Raw genomic sequence first — 3185 nt, forward strand, 5'->3', positions numbered from 1 at the left:
CATTGATCAGCTCGATGGCCTCTTCCAGCGTGTCCACTTCCAGGCAGATCAGCACCGGGCCGAAGATTTCCTCGCGGTAGATGCTCATCTTCGGCGTCACGCCGCGGAACAGGGTCGGGCCGAGCCAGTTGCCGTCAGGGAAGCCTTCCACCGTACACTGCGAGCCGTCCACCAGGCACTCGGCGCCTTCCGCCTTGCCTTCGGCGATCAGCCGCTGCACGCGCTGCTTGGCCTGTTGGCTGATCAGCGGGCCATAGGCGGCGTGGGCATCCTTCCAATGGCCGGGACGCAGCTCGGCCATCTGCGCGGCCAGCTCCGGAATCCACTCGCGCGCCGCGCCGACGAACACCGCCGTGCTGATCGCCATGCAGCGCTGGCCGGCGGCGCCGCAACTGGCGCCGATCAGGTTGCTGATCACTTGGTCCTTGTGCGCGTCCGGGAGGATCACCATATGGTTCTTCGCCCCGGCGAACGCCTGCACGCGCTTCAGATGCGCAGTGCCGGTGCGGTAGACGTGCTGGCCGACCGGCACCGAGCCGACGAAGGAAATGGCGCGGATATCCGGGTGGGTGAGGAGGGCGTCGACCTGCTCGCGGCCGCCGTGGATCACCTGCAGCACGCCCTTGGGCGCGCCGGCTTCGAGAAACAGCTCGGCGAGGCGGTTGGGTGTCAGCGGGTCCTGCTCGGAAGGCTTGAGCACGAAGGTATTGCCGCAGGCGATGGCCAGCGGAAACATCCACAGCGGAATCATCGCCGGAAAGTTGAACGGGGTGATGCCGGCGCACACGCCCAGCGGCTGCATCCAACTGGCGGTGTCGATCTCGCGGGCGACGTTCTCCACCGTCTCGCCCATCATCAGGCTGGCGATGTTGGCCGCATGCTCGGCCACTTCGATACCGCGCCAGACGTCGCCCTTGGCATCGGCGAAGGTCTTGCCGGTCTCCTCGGCGAGGATTTCCGCCAGCTCGTCGTGATGCTCCTTGAGCAGGTGCTGGTAGCGCAGCATCAGCCGCGCCCGTTCCGGCACCGGTACTTCGCGCCAAGTGAGGAAGGCCGCCTTGGCACTGGCGATGGCCGCCTCGATCTCTTCATGAGTGGCCTTCGGAGCGAGGGCCAGCACGCGCTGGGTCGCCGGGTCGGACACTTCGATCAGCTCACGCGAACGGCTTTCGCGCCACTCGCCATCGATCAACTGGGGAATCGTCTTGGCCATCGCATCCTCCGTCGGGATGGTTTTTTTCAGCCTTTATAGCCGCAGCCGGAGCCCCTGTGGATTGACGATATTGGCCTATGGATGGACGATCTTGGGATTGGACTGCCCGGCGCCACTTCGGGCAAGCTCCGCTTCGAACGCGACAAGGACAAGACCGACATGAGCCCCAGCGTCGAAACCTCCAATTGGCCCTTGCCGGCCAATGGCGTCCGCTTCATCACACCACCCCGCCTGCGTCGTCTGCTGGCGCGCCATCCGCTGGCGGCAGGCTGCTATCCGCTGGCCCTCGGGTTCTACCCGGAGGCTTCCGGACATCGCATGGAACGTACCCAGCCGGACGACCACCTGCTGATCTATTGCCGGGCCGGCCAGGGCTGGCTGGAAACCGGGGATGGACGATTCGAGGTGGGTGGTGGCGATTTGCTGTTGCTGCCCAAAGGCGGGACACATGCCTACGGCGCCGACGCCGCACGGCCCTGGACGCTCTACTGGGTGCATTTCGAAGGCGAACTGGCGGACGCCTTCCTGCGTCCGCTGGGCAAAGGGCCGGTCCTGCGCATCGGCGTGCAGCCGCGCCTGCTGGCCGAGTTCGACGCCCTGCTCGGCGTGCGCCGCCAGGGCCTGTCGCTGCCACACTTCATCCATGCCGCCCACCAGCTCCAATCCCTGCTGGCATCGCTCGCGGTGCTGCCGGCGCGGGCCCAGCTCAAGTCAGGCCGCGTCCTCGACGTGGACGCAGTGCACGCAGTGATGCGCGCCCACCTGCACGGTACCCTCAACCTCGACCAACTCGCCGCCCAGTTCAAACTGTCGCGCTTCCACTTCGCCAAGACCTACCGCGCCCTGACCGGTCACGCACCGATCCAGGACTTCATCCAACTCAAAATGGCCCACGCCTGCCGCCTCCTCGACGAAGGCGCCCAGAGCATCCGCCAAGTGGCCGAGCAACTGGGGTACGAGGACGTCTACTACTTCTCCCGGTTGTTCAGAAAGGTAGTGGGCATGGCGCCGGCGCATTATCGGGCGTTGCATAGGGGGTGAGGTAGGCCGCCAACATTACCTGGAACAACATCCGAACCAATATTAAGAACTTCCTGACCAAACATATCTCCGTAACTGGTACTAAGTTGCGTGTCATCGACAAATCTTACATCTACATTTTTGAGATCGAAATTAGTCAGATAGCTATTAACCTGAGTTCTTTGAGCTGTCGAAAGCGTAGTTTCTCCCCGAACACCTCCAGAATATATGTTGTAAAAGGTTGAATCCGCACTGTTTGGAACAACTGAGTGAGACCCAATTGCTCCTCAATCAGCAACTCAAATTCGATAAGCTATTGTTGTTCCCGCATTATCGTCGACTTCGAATTTCAACTTAGGGTCTTCAAGGCCCGCAATAACAAAGGGTATGACCAGTTTTTCAAGCTGCCTATTCTCAAAAAAAGAGAACTGGCAGACTAAAGATACATCATTTCTCAATCGATCATCGTCTGATGACAAGGAAATGAGATCCATAAGCCGACCGGTGCTATCCGTGAAATCAATCGTAAAGTGCGCTGGAACTGGACTCATTCGAGAACTACCAATCCTCACATAGTCTCTAGTCCTGAGTTTTGCAGCCAATCTATCGGCTTCTTCGTGGCTAAGGTTCTTACCTATTTGCTCCTCACTTGCCATACCATCATAAACAACTACACAGCTCTTTTGTGAGGACAGACTTTGTAAAAGTTTATCCCACATACCATCAACCGAATTTGGATCTACTGGCATATACATATTTAGTTTCCTCCTACGGTAGTGGTATCGACTTTGCCGCCGTATGGCCTCTGATAATATCGATCAATGATATAGTTTTTCTCATTTAGGTAATTCTCAATTAGGGAAACTCTTATATGGACGCCTCCCGGAGCTCAATCGGTAATCATGCTGGCGTGTAGGTAGGAGCAGTCTTATATCCGGCCTGTTGTGCAGGC

The 3185-nt window shown here is 59.2% G+C and carries 3 protein-coding genes; 1 reads left to right on the forward strand and 2 read right to left on the reverse strand.

Annotated features, from left to right (window positions below; genetic code table 11):
• Positions 1–1213: CoA-acylating methylmalonate-semialdehyde dehydrogenase (locus BZL41_RS01250; RefSeq protein WP_095597617.1), on the reverse strand; the 1213-nt coding region annotated here is incomplete at its 3' end.
• 159 nt (positions 1214–1372) lie between these two features.
• Between BZL41_RS01250 and BZL41_RS01255 the strand changes: the two genes are divergently transcribed.
• Complete coding sequence (locus BZL41_RS01255; protein WP_095597618.1) at positions 1373–2254, forward strand: AraC family transcriptional regulator; 882 nt, start codon at positions 1373–1375, stop codon at positions 2252–2254.
• A gap of 278 nt (positions 2255–2532) precedes the next feature.
• On the opposite strand, the gene BZL41_RS27685 is transcribed toward BZL41_RS01255, so the two are convergent.
• Complete coding sequence (locus tag BZL41_RS27685) at positions 2533–2988, reverse strand: hypothetical protein (RefSeq protein WP_143518002.1); 456 nt, start codon at positions 2986–2988, stop codon at positions 2533–2535.
• Between the last annotated feature and the right edge of the window lie 197 nt (positions 2989–3185).

This window comes from Pseudomonas sp. PIC25, assembly GCF_002286785.1.
Taxonomy (GTDB): Bacteria; Pseudomonadota; Gammaproteobacteria; order Pseudomonadales; family Pseudomonadaceae; genus Pseudomonas_M.